18 protein-coding genes are annotated in these 17,018 nt (G+C 73.7%); 5 read left to right on the plus strand and 13 right to left on the minus strand.

Features of this window, described 5'->3' with window-relative positions:
• Positions 1-51 precede the first annotated feature (51 nt).
• From AAH991_RS03280 to ligD, 3 genes are all read right to left on the minus strand, one after another.
• Positions 52-342 carry a hypothetical protein gene (locus AAH991_RS03280; protein WP_346224217.1) on the minus strand — a complete coding sequence of 97 codons (291 nt, stop codon included), beginning with the start codon at positions 340-342 and terminating at the stop codon, positions 52-54.
• A gap of 105 nt (positions 343-447) precedes the next feature.
• Positions 448-615: a hypothetical protein gene (locus AAH991_RS03285; protein WP_346224218.1), complete on the minus strand. Its 168-nt coding sequence runs from the start codon at positions 613-615 to the stop codon at positions 448-450.
• A gap of 258 nt (positions 616-873) precedes the next feature.
• Positions 874-1,887 carry a non-homologous end-joining DNA ligase gene (ligD, locus tag AAH991_RS03290; protein WP_346224219.1) on the minus strand — a complete coding sequence of 338 codons (1,014 nt, stop codon included), beginning with the start codon at positions 1,885-1,887 and terminating at the stop codon, positions 874-876.
• Between the two features lie 404 nt (positions 1,888-2,291).
• On the opposite strand from ligD, the gene msrB reads away from it, so the two are divergent.
• Positions 2,292-2,693, plus strand: coding sequence for a peptide-methionine (R)-S-oxide reductase MsrB (msrB, locus tag AAH991_RS03295; RefSeq protein ID WP_346224220.1), 402 nt, complete (start codon positions 2,292-2,294; stop codon positions 2,691-2,693).
• Positions 2,694-2,696: 3 nt separating this feature from the next.
• Here the strand turns inward: msrB and AAH991_RS03300 are convergent, their stop codons facing one another.
• Entirely contained in the window at positions 2,697-3,302 is a 606-nt protein-coding gene (locus AAH991_RS03300) for a hypothetical protein (RefSeq protein WP_346224221.1), read from the minus strand.
• 145 nt (positions 3,303-3,447) lie between these two features.
• Between AAH991_RS03300 and AAH991_RS03305 the strand changes: the two genes are divergently transcribed.
• The 3 genes from AAH991_RS03305 to AAH991_RS03315 all read left to right on the plus strand — a co-directional run bounded on the left by AAH991_RS03305 (position 3,448) and on the right by AAH991_RS03315 (position 6,675).
• A complete protein-coding gene (locus AAH991_RS03305; RefSeq protein WP_346224222.1) occupies positions 3,448-5,295 on the plus strand; it encodes a sensor histidine kinase in 1,848 nt (615 codons plus the stop codon).
• The gene (locus tag AAH991_RS03310; protein ID WP_346224223.1) at positions 5,280-5,933 is read left to right on the plus strand and encodes a response regulator; all 654 of its coding nucleotides are present in this window, start codon (positions 5,280-5,282) and stop codon (positions 5,931-5,933) included. The genes AAH991_RS03305 and AAH991_RS03310 overlap by 16 nt, the downstream gene beginning before the upstream one ends.
• Positions 5,934-6,054: 121 nt before the next feature.
• On the plus strand, positions 6,055-6,675 hold the full coding sequence (locus tag AAH991_RS03315; RefSeq protein ID WP_346224224.1) for a hypothetical protein: 621 nt from the start codon (positions 6,055-6,057) through the stop codon (positions 6,673-6,675).
• On the opposite strand, the gene hemQ is transcribed toward AAH991_RS03315, so the two are convergent.
• Entirely contained in the window at positions 6,647-7,348 is a 702-nt protein-coding gene (gene hemQ / locus AAH991_RS03320; RefSeq protein WP_346224225.1) for a hydrogen peroxide-dependent heme synthase, read from the minus strand. The two genes, AAH991_RS03315 and hemQ, sit on opposite strands and share 29 nt — an antisense overlap.
• Before the next feature lie 87 nt (positions 7,349-7,435).
• Complete coding sequence (gene hemG, locus AAH991_RS03325) at positions 7,436-8,863, minus strand: protoporphyrinogen oxidase (RefSeq protein ID WP_346224226.1); 1,428 nt, start codon at positions 8,861-8,863, stop codon at positions 7,436-7,438.
• Between the two features lie 275 nt (positions 8,864-9,138).
• Here hemG and AAH991_RS03330 point away from each other — a divergent pair, with 275 nt between their 5' ends.
• Positions 9,139-10,317: an ROK family protein gene (locus tag AAH991_RS03330; RefSeq protein ID WP_346224452.1), complete on the plus strand. Its 1,179-nt coding sequence runs from the start codon at positions 9,139-9,141 to the stop codon at positions 10,315-10,317.
• 87 nt (positions 10,318-10,404) lie between these two features.
• Here AAH991_RS03330 and AAH991_RS03335 read toward each other — a convergent pair whose 3' ends face one another.
• Genes AAH991_RS03335 through AAH991_RS03365 form a run of 7 tightly spaced genes read right to left on the minus strand, consistent with a single transcriptional unit; the run spans position 10,405 to position 16,995 of the window.
• Positions 10,405-11,730 (minus strand): alkaline phosphatase family protein, encoded by a 1,326-nt coding sequence (locus AAH991_RS03335; RefSeq protein WP_346224227.1) that lies wholly within the window; start codon positions 11,728-11,730, stop codon positions 10,405-10,407.
• Positions 11,730-12,842 (minus strand): metabolite traffic protein EboE, encoded by a 1,113-nt coding sequence (gene eboE / locus AAH991_RS03340; RefSeq protein ID WP_346224228.1) that lies wholly within the window; start codon positions 12,840-12,842, stop codon positions 11,730-11,732. Before eboE ends, AAH991_RS03335 begins: the two co-directional genes overlap by 1 nt.
• Before the next feature lie 2 nt (positions 12,843-12,844).
• Positions 12,845-13,687 carry a TatD family hydrolase gene (locus tag AAH991_RS03345; RefSeq protein WP_346224229.1) on the minus strand — a complete coding sequence of 281 codons (843 nt, stop codon included), beginning with the start codon at positions 13,685-13,687 and terminating at the stop codon, positions 12,845-12,847.
• A gap of 6 nt (positions 13,688-13,693) precedes the next feature.
• Complete coding sequence (locus AAH991_RS03350; protein WP_346224230.1) at positions 13,694-14,197, minus strand: EboA domain-containing protein; 504 nt, start codon at positions 14,195-14,197, stop codon at positions 13,694-13,696.
• Positions 14,163-15,014, minus strand: coding sequence for a sugar phosphate isomerase/epimerase family protein (locus tag AAH991_RS03355; protein ID WP_346224231.1), 852 nt, complete (start codon positions 15,012-15,014; stop codon positions 14,163-14,165). Before AAH991_RS03355 ends, AAH991_RS03350 begins: the two co-directional genes overlap by 35 nt.
• A complete protein-coding gene (locus AAH991_RS03360; protein ID WP_346224232.1) occupies positions 15,011-15,856 on the minus strand; it encodes an SCO3242 family prenyltransferase in 846 nt (281 codons plus the stop codon). The genes AAH991_RS03355 and AAH991_RS03360 overlap by 4 nt, the downstream gene beginning before the upstream one ends.
• A complete protein-coding gene (locus AAH991_RS03365; protein ID WP_346224233.1) occupies positions 15,853-16,995 on the minus strand; it encodes an inositol-3-phosphate synthase in 1,143 nt (380 codons plus the stop codon). Before AAH991_RS03365 ends, AAH991_RS03360 begins: the two co-directional genes overlap by 4 nt.
• Positions 16,996-17,018 lie beyond the last annotated feature (23 nt).

A 17,018-nucleotide genomic window follows, 5' to 3' on the forward strand; every position in this document is an offset into this window, starting at 1 on the left:
ACCCGGCCGGTCCCCCGGGGGAACCGGCCGGGTGCGTCGCGGCCCGGCGCGTCAGGCCCTGGTGCCCGTGGTGGCGCGGGCCCGGCCGGCCGTCTGCGCGACGGCCTCCTTCTCCCTCTCCTGCGCCTGCGCCTGGCGTGCGGACCTGGAGAGGTCCTCCAGCTCGTGCGCGGTCTCCTCGAACTCCTGCGCGGCCTCCCGGCTCATCCTGCTGACGAGCCTGCGGCCGCGGACGGCCATGTCCTCGTACACCTCGCCGGCCTTGGCCAGGGCGTAGGGGCCGACGCCGGCGAGGGCGCAGAACGGCTTGGACATGGTGATCCTCTTGACCGGTGTTGTCACTTGGTCACTCTCCATAAATATCGGTCTGGCGGCGGCTTCCACCTGTTCGAGTCAGGGGAGAACGGCCCGCTCTCCTCGCCGGACGCGCGGCCGGGGCCCCGGCGGTCAGGAAGGCGGCGTGCCGAGGGACTGCGTCCCGGACCTGATGTTGTCGGCGGCCTGCGCCGGACTGATGTCCGCGGCCCTGGAGGCCTTGCGCAGATCCGTCCAGGTGATGTGGTCGGGATTGCCGTGGTCGTCGTCAGGGTCGCCGCAGCCGCAGCTCAGGCACATCCGGGTGTCTCCCCCCGCTCGGTCTCGTGCAAGGCGGCCCCGCCCCCGGCAGCGGTGCGAGGGCGAGGCGCTTGGGTGTTCCAGGTTCGTCCGTGTGCGGTCTTGCCCGGGGACGAACGCCCGCTCCCCCGTGGGCGAGCGCTCACCAGGACCATCCCCGCACCCGCCTCCAGGGACACCGGGCGGGAATGCAAGAGCCGATCAAGAGCGGAGCCGGGCGGACAAAAGCCAGATCGTGCCGGCGTACGGCACGGAGGGTCACCCGGCCGCGTCCGCACCTCCGGCAGGCCTGGCCTTGCTCGGCTGGACCCGCCTCGGCTCGCCGGGCATCTTCGGGTAGTTCGGCGGGTACGGCATGTCGCCCCGTTCGTCGGCGTCGTACCACTCCAGCAGCGTGCCGATGTCGCAGGCCCGGTCGTCGATCGCCCGCTGCACGTCGCCCAGCTTGGCGAACCGCTCCGGCATCGTCCTGATGTCGAAGTCGCGCGGGTCGCAGCCGGCCAGCTCCTCCCACGTCACGGGGGCGGAGACCCGCGCGTCGGGCCGCGCGCGGACCGAGTAGGCGGCCACCACCGTGCGGTCGCGGGCGTTCTGGTTGTAGTCGATGAAGACCTTCTCCCCCCGCTCCTCCTTCCACCAGGCGCTCGTCGCGAGGGGCGAACGCCGCTCGACCTCGCGGGCGAAGGCGATCGCGGCGTACCGCACCTCGGTGAAGGTCCAGCGGGGCTCGATGCGCACGTTCACGTGGATGCCCCGGCTGCCCGAGGTCTTCGGGAAGCCCGTCATGCCCAGCTCGTCGAGGATCTCCTTGGCCGTGAAGGCCACCGTGCGGGCCTGCTCGAACGAGGTGCCGGGCTGCGGGTCGATGTCGATGCGCAGCTCGTCGGGGTGGTCGAGGTCGGCCCGGCGGGCGTGCCAGGGGTGGAAGTCGATCGTGCCGAGGTTGGCGCACCACGCGATGGCGGCCACCTCCGTCGGGCAGAACGCGTCGGCCGTGCGCCCGCTGGGGAAGCGCACCGTGACGGTCTCGATCCAGTCGGGATGCCGGGGCATCCGCTTCTGGTAGATCGCGTCGGTGCCGACGCCGTCGGGGTGCCGCTTGAGGTAGGTCGGCCGCTCCCGCAGGGCGCGCAGCACGCCGTCCCCCACGCTCACGTAGTACTCCACCAGGTCGCGCTTGGTGGCGCCGATCTCCGGGAAGTAGACCTTGTCCGGGTTGGTGACCTTGACCGTGCGGCCACCCACCTCTATCTCGATGTACGGCGAAGCCATGGACCGACCCTATAGCGAGGAGGGGGTCCGTCCCGGGCTGCCGACGGCGGCCGGACCGGGCGCTCCCACGGCCGCGCCCTACCGGCGCAGGCACGTGGTCGCGTACGGCGCGCTCGCGTTCGGCTGCGCCGTACGCGACGGGACGGACCACGACGGCCGCCCGTGGGCGGCCTCCTCTCACCGTCCGGCGGCGTCCAGCACGGGTCGGGTGCTTCGCCGCCCTGACGGCGGTGCGGGCGACCGCCCCCGCGGGTGCGGCGATCGGCCCCTCGTCAGTGAAGACGCCGGAAGACCGGGGAAAGGATGCCTCGCACCGCGAACATCTGCCGGGAAGATCCCCGGCCGCCGCGGGGTTCCTCAGTTCGTAATCCCCGCGAGGGGCCACAGAAGGCAGGGTGGTGAGCATGGAGAAGATCGTCAAGAGTGACGCCGAGTGGCGCGCGCGGCTTTCCCCCGAGGAGTACCGGGTCCTCCGGCAGGCGGGGACGGAGCGCCCGTTCAGCGGCGAGTACGTCGACACCAAGACGGTCGGCGTCTACTCCTGCCGCGCGTGCGGGGCGGAGTTGTTCCGGTCGGAGACCAAGTTCGAGTCGCACTGCGGCTGGCCGTCGTTCTACGAGCCGTCGGAGTCGGACGCCGTCACGCTGCACGAGGACGACTCGCTCGGCATGCGCCGGGTGGAGGTCCGCTGTGCCCGCTGCGACTCGCACCTCGGGCACGTGTTCCACGGCGAGGGCTATCCCACGCCGACGGACGACCGGTACTGCATCAACTCCGTGAGCCTGACCCTGCGGCCGGCCGGCTGAACGTCACTTGGGCTTGGGGTAGGTGACCCGGCAGTCGTCGTCGTCCGGCCCGAGGACGTTGGCGAGGACGGGATTGCCGTTCTCGCCGAACCGGGACTGGACGAACACGACGGGGTTGGCCTCCCCGCGCTCGGCCAGGTACTCCAGGCCGCGCTTGCACAGCGTGATCGCGGTCTTGGAGTTGTCGGCGTTCTCCGGCAGGTTCGTGTAGATGCGCAGGTAGCCGCCCTCGGTGCGGATGTCCTTGACCCGCTTGGCCGGCTTGTCGTTCCACCTGCTGCGGAAGTAGGCCTCGGCCTTCGTGTCGGTGTACTTCGACGGTCCCGAGGCCTTGTGCTCGGCCGCCTTTTTGTCCTTCTTCTCCCGCTCGGCGTCGGACTTCTCGCCGGTGTCGACGCTCGCGACGGTCAGCTCCCCCGCCGGGGAGGCCTGCGGCGCGGGCGCGGCGACCGCGCGCTGTGGTGGAGCCGCGTCGGACCGGGACAACGGCCAGGCGATCGCGGCGGCCCCGACGGCGAAGGCGGTCACCCCCAGCGACACCTCGACGACGTGCGAACGGGCCCGCCTCTTGCGGCGGCGCCCCCTGGAACGTGCCAGCCCGCTTGCCACTCTGCCTCACATAGACGTCGATCCTTCGTCACAGTATGGCAAAGACTTCCGGCAGCCAAGACCGTTCCCGACGCTTCGCGCAAGGTCCACCAGAATGTCCCTTCTGAAACGGGTCGTGGTGCCCGCCGTTCGGAGGGGAGGGTGCGTGCCGGCCGTCATGTCCTGGCTCGTGTTCGGGCTGGCCTGCGTCCTGGTCGCGGCGGGCGCCGCGCTGGGCGGCGCCGACCCCGTGGACGCGGCGGTCGCGCTCGGCTTCACCCCGCTCGGCGCCTACCTCCTGTCCCGCCGCCAGGGCGGGGCGGTGGGGCCGTGCTGCCTGGTGACCGTGCTCGGCGCCGTCGCCTACTTCGCCGACTCCTACTCCGCACGGCCCGGCCTGCCGGGCGCCCGCTGGGCCGCCTGGGTGGGCACGTGGACCTGGGCCCCCGCCCTGCTCACCGTGGGCGGCGTCCTGCTGCTGCTCGTGCCGGACGGCCGCCTGCCCGGGCGGGCCTGGCGGCCGGTGGCCGCGACGGGGGCGGCCGCCACGACGGCCTTCACGGTCGTGGCCGCGCTCGTGCCGGAGGGAGCCGACCGGCCGTTCTCCGTCGGGGCCCTCGCGCCGGTGCGCGACGCGCTGCCGGTGGTCGTCCTGATCCTGGCCGCGACCTCGCTCGCCTGCGCGGCCGGGCTCGTCGTCCGTACGGCACGGGCGCAGGGCGAGCAGCGCACCCAGCTGCTGTGGATCTGCCTCGGCGCCGCCGCGTTCGTGGCCGGGGTCTTCCTGCCGGCCGTCGTCCGGCTGCCCGCCGCCGGCGTGCCGTTCATCCTGGCCCTGCCGGCCTGCGTCGGCGTGGCGATGCTCCGCCACGACCTGTACGGGACCGGCCCGTGGCTGCGCCGCGCGCTGACCCTGGGGCTGCTGGCGGGAGCGCTGGCCCTGCTGTACTTCACGGTCGACGGGCTCACCGGGGCGCACGTCGCCGCCGCGGCGGCCGTGGCGGTCGCGGTCGAGCCGCTGCACCGCTGGCTGCGCCGGGCCTCCGGCCGCATCCTGTACGGCGGCGGGCCGGACCCCGAGGCCGTCCACGCCCGGCTGGGCGCCCGCCTGGCCGCGACCTCGGAGCCCGGGGAGATCCTGTCCGCCGTCGCCGACGCCGTGGCCGAGGCGACCCGGGCCCCGTACGTACGGGCCGAGCTGGGCGCGCCGGGCGAGCCGCTCAAGGTCGTCGAGCGGGGAACGCCCGCTCCGCTCGGCGTGTCGGTGCCGCTGCGCTTCCAGGACGAGATCCTCGGCGCCCTGGGCGCGTCGGGAGGCGACGCACGGGTGCTCGCCCCGCTCGCGTCGCACGCCGGGGCCGCGCTCGCCGCCGCCCACCGCGCCGCGGCGCTGCAGCGCTCGCGGACGCTGCTCGTCACGGCCAGGGAGGAGGAGCGACGGCGGATCAGCAGGGACCTGCACGACGGGCTGGGCGCCTTCCTGGCGGGCATCGGCTTCACCGTGGACGCCGCGGGCAACGCGCTCAAGACCGACCCGGAGCGGGCCCGCGGCCTGCTGACCCAGATCAGGACCCAGGTCGCCGAGGCCGGCGCGGGCGTACGCCGCCTGGTCCGGGGGTTGCGGCCGCCCGAACTGGCCCAGCTCGGCCTGTCCGGCGCCGTGGAGCACACCGCGGCGACGCTGGGCGACGGCGGGGTCGAGATCGAGATCACCGCGCAGGACGTGGGCGGCCTGCCCGCCGCCGTGGAGGTCACGGCCTACCTGGTGGCCCGCGAGGCGCTCACGAACGCGGTGCGCCACGGCGCGCCCCGCCGCTGCGCCGTACGGCTGGGCCGGGTCGCGGGCGGGGTCGAGCTGAGCGTCCGCGACGACGGGCGGGGGCTCGGGCCGCAGGCCGTTCCGGGAGTCGGCCTCACCTCGATGCGGGAGCGGGTGGAGGAGCTGGACGGAAAACTGACGATCGAGGCCGCTCCGGGCGGCGGAACGGTGGTGACCGCGTGGATTCCCCTGTGATCAGGCTGCTCGTCGTCGACGACCACCCCGTGGTCCGCGACGGCCTCGGGGCGCTGATGTCGACCGTGGAGGGCATCGAGGTCGTCGCGGTGGCCGAGGACGGCCGCCGGGCGCTCGCGGCCGTCCGCGAGCACTCCCCCGACGTCGTGCTGATGGACATCGCGATGCCGGAGATGGACGGCATCGAGGCGACCCGGCGCCTGTCCGCCGGGCCCCGCCCGCCCAGCGTGATCATGCTCACGATGTCGGACGACGACCTGTCGCTGCTGGCGGCCGTCCGCGCGGGGGCGAGGGGCTACCTGCTCAAGAACGCCGCCCAGGACGACGTGGTCGCCGCGGTGCGCGCGGCGGCCCGTGGCCAGGCCGTCTTCGGGACCGGCGCGGCCGAGGCCGTGATCAAGCTGCTGCACGCGCCGCCCCGGGTGTCCGCGCGGCCGTTCCCCACGCTCACCGAGCGGGAGTACGAGATCCTCGAACTCGTCGCGCAGGGGTTGGGCAACCAGGCGGTCGCGGCGCGCCTGGGCGTCAGCGCGAAGACCGTGGCCAACACCATGTCCGGCGTCCTGGTCAAGCTCGGCGTGCGCGACCGCGCCGAGGCGGTCGCCGCCGCGCGGGCGGCGGGGCTCGCGACGGGCTGAGCCGGTTCCCGCGGGCCCGGGAGGCGTTCCCGGCCCCGCGGGACCATCGGCTCCTCCGGCCGGGAACGTCGCGGCCCGAATCTGGACGGGCAACGACATCACCCTCCGGAGGAGAAACGCCATGGACGCCACCGCGTCGCCCCGCACTCCCGCCACCGCGCACCATTCGGCCGCGCGTACGGACGACCCGGCGGGCGGAAGGCCAGCCGTCGCCCCGGTCGCCGTCGCCCCGGTCGTCGCCGCCGCGGCGTCGCTGACGCTCGGTGTGACGCAGATCCTGCACACGCAGACGGTGCCGTTCGCCTCGGCGGGCGACTACGTCGCCGAGGGCGCGTACGCCCTCTACCTGATCGCGGCGATCGGGGCCGTCCTGGCCCTGCGCCGCGTCCACCGCCCGGCGCGGGGCTGGGGGCGGACCGGCGACGCCGGGGCGCTGCTGTACGGCCTCGGCCACGCGGTCGTGGCGGTCCCGGTGACCGCCACCTTCGTCCTCGCCGTCAACCCGCCGGACCCGCTCGGCGCGCTGTACGCGCCGGGGATCGTGCTGTGGCTGGCCGGCCTGGTCCCGCTCGCGGTCGCGGCCTTCCGCTGCGCCCTGGTTCCCCGTGCCGTCGCCGTCGCCCTCCCGGCGACGCTGCCGCTGACGATGGCCCTGGGCACGACGGGTCCCCTGGTCGAGGCCCTGACCTGGGCGGTCCTGGCGTTCGCGATCGTCAGGGCAGCGCGGCGACGAGCTCACTGACCGGCTTGCGGGTGCCGGTGTAGAAGGGGATCTCGACCCTGGTGTGCCGCCTCGCCTCGGCTCCGCGCAGGTGGCGCATCAGGTCGACGATGCGGTGCAGTTCGTCGGCTTCGAAGGCCAGCATCCACTCGTAGTCGTTGAGGGCGAAGCAGGCGACCGTGTTGGACCGCACGTCGGGGTAGTCGCGGGCCATCTTCCCGTGCTCGGCGAGCATCCTGCGGCGCTCGGAGTCCTCCAGCAGGTACCACTCCAGGGAGCGTACGAAGGGGTAGACGCAGACGAAGCCCCTGGGCTCCTCCTCGGCGAGGAAGGCCGGGATGTGGGACTTGTTGAACTCGGCCGGGCGGTGCAGGGCCATGGCCGACCAGACCGGCTCGCTCGCGCGGCCGAGCGTGGTGCGGCGGAAGCGGGTGTAGGTCTCCTGCAGGTCCTCGGGCGAGGGGGCGTGCCACCAGAACATGAAGTCGGCGTCGGCGCGGAACCCGGCGACGTCGTAGCAGCCGCGGGTCGTCACGTCCTTGCCCGCCGCCTGCGCGAGCAGTTCCTCGACCTCGTCGGCCACGCCGTCGCGGGCGGCGGGAAGCTGGTCGCGCAGCCGGAAGACCGACCACATCGTGTATCGGATGACCAGGTTGAGATCGCGTGCCTTGGGCCGCGGGGCAGGCTCCGTCATGCCTCCATTCTGCCGGTACGACGTGGTGGTCCGGCCGCCGGGTGCCTGCGGGCGGGACGCGCGGGCGGCCGGACGCCGCGCGTCCGGTCAGGCGCCGGAGGCCGCCGCCCGGCCGCCCCGCAGGTGCTCCACGACGAGCTTGGCGGCGGTGCGGGCGGTCGCGACGCACGCGGGGATGCCGAGCCCCTCGTACGCCGCGCCGCAGACGGCGAGGCCGGGCTGCCCGGCGATCGCGGCGCGCACCCGCGCGATCCGGTCGAGGTGGCCCACGTCGTACTGCGGAAGCCCGCCGCCCCAGCGGGTGACCCGGGTGTCCAGCGGCAGGCCCCGCACGCCCATGATCTCGGCCATCTCGTTCATCGCCAGGGCGGTCAGCTCGGCGTCGTCGCGCTGGAGCACGAGCTCCTCGCCCAGGCGGCCGACCGAGCACCGCACGATCATGACGTTGCGGTCGGCCTCTGCCAGGTGCGGCCATTTGACGCTGCTGAACGTCGCGGCCTTGACCGGCCTGCCCTCGACCGGCGGCACGAGGTAGCCGCTGCCCTCGGGCGGCTCGGGGAAGGCCGTGCGGGGATAGGCGAGAGTGATGATCGCCATGCTGGCGTACTCGATCCCGGCCAGTTCGGCCGCCGCCTTCGGCACCTCACGCCCGAGCAGGCGGGAGGCGGGCCGCGCGGGGACCGCCAGGACGACGGCGTCGGCGTCGATGACCTCCGCGTCCCTGGTGGGACCGGTGACCAGCCGCCAGCCCTCCGGCGTGCGGATCAGGTCGCGTACGGTGACGCCGGTGCGGATCTGCGCGCCGGACTCCTTCGCCACGGCGGCGGGCAGCGCCCCCAGGCCGTTCCTGAGCGTGGTGAACACCGGCCCGGCGTCCGCGGGCGCCTCCGCGGCGATGCTCCTGGCCGCCTGCAGCAGCGACCGCTCGGTGCGGGCGGCGGCGGCGATGCGCGGCATGGTCGCGTCCAGCGACAGCATGTCGGCCCGGCCCGCGTACACGCCGCCGAGCAGCGGCTCGACCAGCCGGTCGACGACCTCGCCGCCCATCCGGGCCCGGATGTAGGCCGCCACGGAGACGTCGCCGGTCACGAGCGTGGGCGGCAGGAACTGGTCGAGGGGCACCCGGGCGAGCCCGGCCGGCGACAGGACGCCCGAGCGCGCGAGCGCGACCACGTCCGAGGGGACGCCCATGACCTGCTGCCTCGGCAGCGGGCGCAGCGATCCGCGCGACAGGACCGCGGCCCGGGTCGTGCCCGGATCCACCAGGTCGTCGCCGAGGCCGGCCAGCCGGGCCAGTTCCTTGCCCTCGGGCCGCCGCGCCAGCATCGACTCGGCGCCCGCGTCGACCTCCACCCCCGCCACCTGCGAGGCGTACAGCTTGCCGCCGACCCTCGGCGCCGCCTCCAGCACTGTGATCCGCAGGCCGGCGTCGGCCCGGTTCAGGTGCAGCGCCGCGGCCAGACCCGCGATGCCCCCGCCGACGACGACCACATGACGACCCGCAATCCCGTCCATGGGGAAAAACTATCGGCCCGTACGCGCGGCTCCCGCACCGGCGCGGGGCGTGTCCGCAGGAAAGCGGGCACCTCGCCACCACAGAAAGAGCACAGATAGTTACCCATCGGAACAATGCCCGACAAAGGGGCCGAGAAGGCAAGATTCTCAGAAACTTTTCACCTGTTGGGCAAAAAGTAAGGGTTCGCTGTAATAAAGTTGATGTCGTCGGAGCAGAAGTAGAGTCACTTCTGGCACGCATCCTGATCCCCGACCCGAAGAGCGGCGTGAAGCGAATGACGGCTCGCCCCGAGAACCCGCACCAGGCGCGGCTCCTGCGCCTCCTGCGTCAGGACGGCGCGCGCTCGCGCGCCGAACTCGGCGAGGTGGCCCGTCTGTCACCCTCGAAGCTCGCACTCGAGCTCGACCGGCTCACCAAGCTGAACCTCCTCGAAACCGGCGGCCTCGCGGCCTCGCGTGGCGGGCGGCGGTCGGGCATCGTGCGGATCGCCTCGCACCTGCGTTTCGTCGGCATCGACATCGGAGCCACGTCCATCGACGTGGGGGTGACGAACGGCGAGCTGGAGGTGCTCGGTCACCTGTCGAAGCCGGCGGACGTGCGAGACGGCCCCGAGGCGGTGCTGGAGCAGGCCCTCGAACTCGTCGGCAAGCTGCGCACCGGCGAGACGACCGAGATCCACGGCGTCGGAATCGGGGTGCCCGGTCCGGTGAGTTTCCTCGACAGGACGCCGGTCTCGCCCCCGATTATGCCGGGCTGGGACCGCTTTCCGGTCCGGGAGTCGCTGAGCCGGGAGTTCGGCTGCCCGGTGCTCGTGGACAACGACGTGAACATCATGGCGCTCGGCGAGCTGCACGCCGGGCTCGCCAGGGCCGTCGGCGACTTCCTGCTCGTGAAGATCGGCACCGGCATCGGCTGCGGCATCGTGGTCGACGGCGAGATCTACCGCGGGGTGACCGGCAGCGCCGGCGACATCGGCCACATCCGGGTGTCGGACGACGGCCCCCTGTGCACGTGCGGCAACACCGGCTGTCTCGAGGCCTACTTCGGCGGCGCGGCGCTGGCCCGCGACGCCCTGGCCGCGGCGGAGTCGGGCGACTCCCCCTTCCTCGCGGAGCGTCTCCTGCACGAGGGCACGCTGACGGCCGAGGACGTCGCCGCGGCCGCCGCCTCGGGCGACGCCGCCGCCGTACGGATGATCCGCGAGGGCGGCCGGCACGTGGGCCTCGTGCTCGCGTCCCTCGTGAGCTTCTTCAACCCCGGCCTGGTGATCATCGGAGGCGGGGTCGCCGGTCTCGGTCACGCGCTGCTGGCGGAGATCCGCAGCGTCGTCTACCAGCGCTCGCTGCCGCTGGCCACCGGCAATCTCCCCATCGTCTTGTCCGAGCTGGGCGAGACGGCCGGGGTCATCGGGGCCACCCGCCTGATCAGCGACCACGTCTTCTCCGCCGAGTGAGCCGCGCGGCACCGCGTGCCGCGCTCCCTCCGGACGCGCAGCGGCCGCCGTCCCCTGCCGGGACGGCGGCCGTTCCGCGTGATCCTGTCAGCCCTTCAGCAGCTGGGTGAGCAGGCCCTTGACCTCGGTCGCGGCGTACGCGTCCTTGTCGAAGGGGCCCAGCAGCACCGGCCCGTCCGCCGCCGCGTCGGGCAGCCGGCCGTGGCTGCCGCGCACCGGCGCGGGATCGAGCGGCACCACCGACATCTTGTAGCGCATGCCCGCCTTCTTGCGGGCCAGCGCCGCGCCCGCGCGCAGCTTCACCAGCGGGTCGTTGGGATCCATGAACAGCTCCGCCGGGTCGTAGCCGGGCTTGCGGTGGATCTCCACGAGCTTCGCGAAGTCGGGCGCCCGGTCGTCCGAGAGCCAGTAGTAGTAGGTGAACCAGGCGTCCGGGTCCGCCACGGCGACGAGGTCCCCGGCCCGCTCGTGGTCGAGGCCGTACCTCGCCTTGCCCTCCTGGTCCAGGACCTCGTCCACCCCCTGCAGCTCGGCCACGACGTCACGTACGCGGGGCAGGTCGGCGGTGTCGTTCACATAGACGTGGGCGACCTGGTGGTCGGCGACCGCGAAGGCCCGCGAGGCCCAGGGGTCGAGATACTCCATGCCGTCCTGGGTGTAGACCTCCAGCAGGCCGGCCCGGCGCAGCGCCCGGTTGACGTCGACCGGGCGGGAGGCGTTGGTGATGCCGTACTCCGACAGCACGACGACGGTGGCGTCCTCCCGCAGCAGCGGCGCGAGCGCGGCGTCGACCTCACGGGCCGCCGCGATCGCCTGCGGCGCGTCGGGCCCGAAACGCTGCAGGTCGTAGTCGAGGTGCGGGATGTAGACCATGAGCAGGTCGGGCCGCTCCTTCGCGAGGATCCGGCGGGCGGCCGCGATGATCCACTTGGACGAGGTGATGCTCGCCGTCGGTCCCCAGTAGGTGAACAGCGGGAACTCGCCCAGCTCGCCCACCAGGTCGTCGTGCAGCGACGGCGGCCTGGTGTAGCAGTCGGGCTCCTTGCGCCCGTCGGCGTAGTAGATCGGGCGCGGGGTGACGATGAAGTCGCTGGAGCCGCCCATGGCGTACCACCAGCAGACGTTGGCCGTGCGAATCCCGGGCACCGCGTCCCACAGCTGCTCGCCCTGGATCAGCCGGTTGTGCTGCCGCCACAGGAAGACCTCGCCGAGGTCCCTGAAGTACCAGCCGTTGCCGACGATGCCGTGGTCGCGCGGCATCAGGCCGGTCAGCAGGGTGGCCTGCACGGAGCAGGTCACGGCGGGCAGGACGGGCTTCAGGGACGCGGCGGCCCCCACTTTGGCCACGTTCGGCATGTGCGCCAGCAGGCGCGGGGTCAGGCCGACGACGTTCACGACGACGACGGGCGCCATCAGATCTCCTTAAGTCCGAGGGCGGCGAGCCGCCGCCGGGTCCAGTCCAGCTCGGCCGCGACGCCCTCGGCGACGTCGACCGGGCCGGGCAGCACGCTCCAGGTGTAGGTCTCGACCTCGAGGTGCCGGGTGAGGGGCGCGTCCGGGGAGGCCAGGAGGCGTTCCAGCAGGTCCTCCAGGTACGGGGCCGTCGTGGTGAGCGGCGGCGGGGCCGCGGCGTGCAGGGGCATGTGGAAGTGCGTGCGCCACGGCAGGTCCGCCGGGAGCCCCCCGGCCAGTGCCTCCGGCAGGTCGTCGGCGTAGCCGGCCGCGCAGCGGGTCTGGTGGAGGTACCGCTCCTCCTCGTACGCCGCCAGGGCGGACTGGCCGCCCGGCGGCGCCTCGACGGCGGCCGACACCTGGAGCTTCACGATCGGCAGCCCGAGGGCGGCGGCGTCGGCGGGCTCCTCGAGACCGACGGCGAGGTGGCAGGCGTCGAGGCAGACGCCGATGTGCTCGGGGTCGGTGCCGCCCAGCAGCGCGACGGCCTGGGGGGTGGTCTCCACGATGCAGCCCGGTTCCGGCTCGAAGGCGACGCGGATCGTCTTGCCGGTGCGCTCGGCCAGCGCGCGCAGGCCCCGGGTCAGCGCGCCCAGGTTGGCCTGGACCGCCGCGGCCTTGTCCGGCGTCCAGTCCGTGCGCCAGGCGAGGGGCAGCGTCGAGATCGAGCCCTCGGTCACGTCGTCCGGCAGCAGCGCGGTGAGGATCTCGGCCAGGTCGAGGGTGTAGGCGAGCCGTTCCGGCTCGGCCCAGTCGGGCCGGTACACCCGGAGCTTCACGACCTGGTCGTGGAAGCCCTGGTAGGGGAAGCCGTTGAGGGTGACCACCTCCAGCCCCAGCTCGTCCAGCCGGGCGCGCAGCCGCGCCAGCTCGGCGGGGTCGGCCCGCAGCGCCCGCGCGGCGCGGGACGACAGCCACAGCCCGAGGCCCAGCACCGGCGCGCCGGTCAGCGCCCGCACCCGGGCGGCGACCCCGGACAGCTGTCCGTGGATCCCGTCGAGGTCCTCGGCGGGATGGACGTTGGTGCAGTAGGCCAGGTGGACGACGGAACCGGAGGGATGCAGCAGGCGCATGGTCAGCGCGTCCCGCGCAGGATCGTGTTGCCCTCGTAGTCGCCGCCGGACTCGACGTCGTCCAGGTGCAGGCGCCCGCTCTGGCCGTAGAACTCCACCGGGTTCTGCCACAGCACCCGGTCGACGTCCTCGTCGGTGAACCCGGCGGCCAGCATGGCCTCGCCGACCTCTCGGGTCTTCAGCACGTCGCTGCGCCCCCAGTCGGCGGCGGAGTTCACGATCATCCGCTCGGTGCCGTACTCCTTGAGGATCGCCACCATCCGGTCCGGGTCCATCTTGGTGTCCGGGTAGATGGAGAAGCCCGCCCAGCACCCGGCGTCGCGGACCATGCCGACGGTCAGCTCGTTGAGGTGGTCGACGAGGACCTTGCCCGGATCCATGCCCTTGACCACGTCGAGCGTGCGCCGGGTCCCGGCCGCCTTGTCGCGGTGCGGCGTGTGCACGAGCACCGGCAGGCCGTGCTCCTCGGCCAGCGCGAGCTGGGCCTCGAAGACGCGGTCCTCCTCCGGCGTCACCGAGTCGTAGCCCACCTCGCCGACCGCCACGACGCCGTCCTTCAGCAGGTAGCGGGGCAGCTCGTCCAGCACGCCCTGGCAGCGCGGGTCGTTGGCCTCCTTCGGGTTGAGCGCGAGCGTGCAGTGGTGGCGGATGCCGTACTGCGCGGCACGGTAGGGCTCCCACCCCAGCAGCGCGTCGAAGTAGTCGAGGAAGCTGCCGACGTTCGTACGCGGCTGGCCGAGCCAGAACGCGGGCTCCACGATGGCACGGACCCCGGCGGCGTACATGCGCTCGTAGTCGTCCGTCGTGCGGGACGTCATGTGGATGTGGGGGTCGAAGATCCTCATCGGGAATCAGAGCCTCTCGAGAACGTCGGGGGGAACGGACCGTCCGGCCGCACGGCGCTCGGCGGCGAAGTCGGCGAGCATGCGCCGCAGTTCGTCGTCGAAGCGCCGGTCGAGGCCCTCGACCGACGCGAGCGGGACGGACATGAAGACGCACTTGAGCACGCCCTGGCGGAAGGCGTGGTCGTCCAGCCAGGCCGAGCCGTACGGGCCGAGCGCGGCGGCGACCAGCCGGGTGTCGTTGGTGCGCAGGGCGTCGTGGACGAGCGGGAGAGCGGCCGGACCGAGGTCGAGCTGCGGAAGCGACTCCAGGATCTCCAGCCGCTCCCCCGCGTCGCCCTGCCAGTAGAGCTTCGTGATGGCGGCCACCGGGTCCGGCAGGGCCTTTGTGAGCGCTCTCAACAGCTCGGCGCGGGCGCCGGGGCCGCCCTCACGCGCGGCCCGGGGGAACAGCGCGTGGACGGTCTCCGGGTCGCGCTCAACGTCGGCTACGGCCTGCGCCAGCCAGGTCATGGGCCCTCCTCAGGAATTCGATCGACCTTCGCGCCACGTCGGGCGCCGCGTGGCTGTGCCTGGCCAGCTCGACGGCGACCAGCCCGCCGAAACCGTCGAGCGCGGCGAGCACGGGCGGGAAGTCGATCTCGCCCTCGCCGAACTCGAGATGCTCGTGGACACCCCGCCGCATGTCCTCGATCTGTACGTGCACGAGGTACGGCAGCGCCCGCTCGACGCATTCGGGCACGTCGTACGGCTCCAGGCAGCGGCAGTGCCCGATGTCGAGGGTGAGACCGAACCTCGCGTGGCCGCCGAGCAGGCCGCGCAGCCGTTCGTATCCGGCCAGGTCCGCCACGAGCATCCCCGGCTCGGGCTCGAACCCGAGCATGACGCCCACCTTGTCGGCCTCGCCGAGCAGGCGCTCGCAGTGCCGTACGAGCCGGTCCCAGGCCTCGGCCTCGGGCACCTCCGGCGGCCGGATGCCGCTCCACAGGTGCACCACGGGAGCGCCGAGGTCGGCCGCGATCCGCATCGCCTCGCGGATGAAGTCCACCCGCGCCCCGGCCTCGTCGTGCAGCAGCGTCGGGAAGTGCTTGCGCCGGGGGTCGAGCGTGTACCTGCCGCCCGTCTCCACGGCGAGGGCCAGGCCGAGCCGCCGCGCCAGCGCCGCGATCCGCCCGACCTCAGCCGGAGAGGCGCCGGGCATGAGGTGCCCGTGGTCGAGCGTGACCGCCGCGCCGGTGTAGCCGAGGTCGGCGAGCACCTCCAGCGTCTGGTCGAGCGGGTGGTCGCGGAAGCCGTTGGTGCAGTAGGCCCAGTTCATGAGCACGCTCACGATGTGGCCACCTTCGCCGACAGCCAGCGGCCGGCCGGCAGCGCGGCCAGCAGCGCCGCCGCCTGGGCGAGCCTGCCCCGCCCGGCCACCGCCGCCGCCTGCAGCGGGATCAGGCCGAGGATGCTCATCCGCACCGCCTGCCGCACCTGCCCGGGGTCGGGGTCGGCGCGCAGCGCCAGCTGGGCACGGCCGGCCGTGGCGAGGTAGCCGGCGATCATCGCGGCCGCGCCCAGCCGCCCCTGCGTGTCCCCGTTCCGGCAGGCGACGGCGGCCAGCGCCGCGGACGCGCCGGTCGCGGCCAGCGCCTGGGTGACGATCGCGGGGGTGGCGCCGTCGACCTCGGCCGTGCCGAGCACGGTGAGCCCGTAGGTGTGCGCGCCGACGGCCAGCGCCATGGGGGCGGCCGCCCGGGTGTCGGGGCCCGCCCCGAGCAGGACGTCGAGCGCGCGGCAGGCCGCCATCGAGGCGGGGCCCGCCGGGGTGTGCTTGAGCTTCAGGTCGTAGGCCCACACAGAGCCCGCGAGCAGGCTCGCGACCGCGAGCCCGCGACGCCCGCCGAAGACCGCGGCGGCGGCCACCCCGGCGCCGGTCAGGGCGACGGCGAGGCCGAGCGCCCCTTCCGGCCTGATCCTGCCGGAGGGGATGGGGCGTTCCGGGCGCTCCTTCGCGTCGAGCTTGCGGTCCGACCAGTCGTTGAGCGCCATGCCGGCCCAGTAGAGCAGCACCGACGCGGCGGCGAGACCGGGCCGGGCCGACCGCCCGGCCACCGCCGCGCCCGCCAGCGTGTCACCGGGGACGGACAGCGCGGCGGGCGCGCGGACCAGCTCCAGCCAGGCCCTCACGGCCGTTCACCTGAGATCGATTGGGCGAAGTCGACCAGCCGGGCGTACTGGGTGGGCAGGTCGTGTCCCGCGCCGCCCAGCGGGTCCTTGAAGAAGTAGCCGAGCTCGGGGAGCACGCCGCTGTGCCCGGCCTCGTGAGCCCGCGCGACGAGGCGGGCGAGGTCGAGGACGAGCGGGGCGGCCAGCGTCGAGTCGCAGCCCTGCCAGGTGAACTGCATGGTCATGCGGACGCCGAGGAATCCCTCGAAGGTGATGTGGTCCCAGGCGGTCTTCCACTCGCCGAGGTCGGCGACGTAGTCGATGTGCGTCAGGCCCTCGACGTCCTCGCCCACGATCGCGGGGACGGCGCGCGCCTTGCTCGCCGACTTGCTCGCCCGGGCCGCGGGGTCGGCCAGCGTGGCGCCGTCGCCGCCGCCGAGCAGGTTGAGCCCCGACCACGAGCGCACGCGCAGCGCACGGCCGGCGAACATCGGCGCGAGCGCGCTCTTGACCAGCGTCTCCCCGGTCTTGCCGTCACGTCCCGCGTACGGCACGCCGTTGCGCCGCGCCAGCTCGTCCAGGGCGGGCGGCGTCGGGCCGGCGGACGGGGTGAACGCGACGTAGCCACAGCCGGCGGTGAAGGCCGCGTAGGCGTACAGGGAGCTGGCGGGCAGCGGGTCCTGCCCCGACGCGAGCGCCTCCTCCAGGTCGGCGAGGCGCGCGTACGGCACCTCGGCGGGAGGCTCGGTCGACGACACGTCCACCACGACGACGTGGGACAGGCCGTGCCGTTCCCGGAAGTCCGTGATGTCGGCGGCCAGCCGCCGCGCGGCGTCGGCCTGGCTCTCCTCGCCGGGCACGTAGCCGTGCCTGCTCTCCGCCTCCGCAGCGTCGATGTCCGCGGCGAGCAGCGTCGTCAGGACGGGGGGGAACACTCCCGCCTGGGCGAGCATCTCGGCTCTCTTTCGCAGCGGGGTCCCGACCACGTCGTGACCGCCGAACACCAGGTCGCCGAGGGAAGCGAAGCCCCCCGGGAAGCCGGCGGCCTCGATGACGCACCCGGTGGGCGGGGCCGCTCCCGCGCGTACCGCCGCCGCCCCGACTACCGCCGTGGTCGCGACGGACCCCCGGGCGCCGACCAGCCAGACACCGATGGGCACTGTAACTCTCCCGTCAACTCGGG

Source organism: Microbispora sp. ZYX-F-249 (assembly GCF_039649665.1).
In the GTDB taxonomy this organism is placed as follows: domain Bacteria; phylum Actinomycetota; class Actinomycetes; order Streptosporangiales; family Streptosporangiaceae; genus Microbispora; species Microbispora maris.